Origin of the sequence: Xenophilus arseniciresistens (assembly GCF_028023875.1) — a bacterium.
Classification (GTDB): domain Bacteria; phylum Pseudomonadota; class Gammaproteobacteria; order Burkholderiales; family Burkholderiaceae_C; genus Xenophilus; species Xenophilus arseniciresistens.
Genome location: NZ_JAQIPB010000019.1, coordinates 1 through 1,474, shown reverse-complemented (window position 1 = coordinate 1,474; position 1,474 = coordinate 1). Strand labels below are relative to the sequence as shown.

General features: G+C 52.4%; 2 protein-coding genes. Both read right to left on the bottom strand.

Going from position 1 to position 1,474, the window contains the following annotated elements:
- Positions 1-144: 144 nt before the first annotated feature.
- On the bottom strand, positions 145-390 hold the full coding sequence (locus PGB34_RS23015; RefSeq protein WP_271430457.1) for a hypothetical protein: 246 nt from the start codon (positions 388-390) through the stop codon (positions 145-147).
- A gap of 19 nt (positions 391-409) precedes the next feature.
- The coding region (locus PGB34_RS23010) for an MFS transporter (protein ID WP_271430456.1) at positions 410-1,474 on the bottom strand (1,065 nt) is incomplete at its 5' end.

The following is a 1,474-nucleotide window of genomic DNA, read 5'->3' as shown; positions in this document are numbered from 1 at the left end:
GCCTGAATGTCCACTGCGCGGGCCGTCAGGTTCTTGCCAGCGCTCAGGTCCGCGTCACCGGCGGCACGTACGTGGCTGCCTTGGGCCTGGGTCACGACACTCTGGCGGCTGTTGTCAGCGCTCTAGCGTCTCGTTTGCTGCTGCTTACCATCGTTTGTGGATCTTGCCTTCAACCCACATGGCAGCCGCAGATACAAGAGTCATTCCTACTATCAGCAATAGCAGACCTAAAAAACCAGAACCTTTCAGCGAAAAATCCAGCACTCCATGAATGATCCATTGAATCAAAGGCACGCCAACCAGCAATAGCAAAGGCAATCCTATACCGTAAATTATTAAAAATAAAAAAAGAAAATAAATTAGCATGGCGCAATCTGATCGGCGTTTCATGGTTTTTTGTAGAAATATTTCAGGGTTTATTTACCACCGCATTGCCAGTTTCTTGCCCAATACTGCCGAATGCACTTCCAGCCAAGGCAGGTACGGAATTCGGATTGGCCCATGTTTGTATGCCATACCCCATATTGTGCCATGTGGCTCGCCACCAAGGGTTAAAAATACTGTTAAGGCCGCCTTGGACTGCCGCGCCGATAGGATAGCCCAGAGCCGTTCCTGCAGCAGCGCCAAATATACTACCTTGTGAAGTTGAGGGGTTCTGATTGCTTGCCACTGTATTGATGCCTGAACTAACTATAGCGCCTCCTGTGTTCACAAATAACGATGGCCAGAAGGACGCGCCGTAGGTCAATGCGCCGGTCATTGAAGCCATACCTACATCGACTGGATTTACTTGACTGATGTGACCTTGATTAGCATACAGTTGCCCTCCAAGGTTTGCTATAGCGCCAATGCCCCCTCCAACCGTCACGCCTGTTGCAGTTAGCGCCACTCCTGCAGGTATCAACAACGGTGCCACCACGATGGCGGCAGCCCTAATTGCCTGCTGCGTGCATGCGCCTGGATTTGCATTGCAATGATCAAGTACAGCCAGAGAGTTCTGCACAGTATGGCGATACGCCGGATCGTTAGCCAACCGCTGCCCCACAGACTGGCCCAAATCATTTCCTACAGCGCCTCCCACCGGCAATTTACCTTCTCCTGCAAGATCAAGCATCTCATTTGTGCCTCGCACTACTTGACTAGCAAGTTCCGCGCAGTCTCCAGTTTTGTCGCAGTTGGCTAATGCGATATTTAGATTTGCGCTGGTCTGTGCATAGGCCTCACGGATAGCCTGCTGCTCTTCGGGTGTGCAATTACGAGCTGCGCAGCGAGAAATCGTGGTAGAGAATTCACGCCATTGCTGATGCCTGAGCCAATTGTTCTCGGCCGCATTGAGCCCAGCTTGCCCTCCAATACTCGCACCAGCGGAAGGATTTTGACCGTTGACGATGGCTCCTGCCACCCACCCCAATGTCTGACTGGCATAAAGCGTTTGGGCGCGCAGTGCCTCGTCACGGCCAGGGTTGACCGCAGC

Bases quoted from the DNA above. Each gene is read 5' to 3' on its own strand.
- PGB34_RS23015 (WP_271430457.1), bottom strand. From the start codon at position 390: ATGAAACGCCGATCAGATTGCGCCATGCTAATTTATTTTCTTTTTTTA.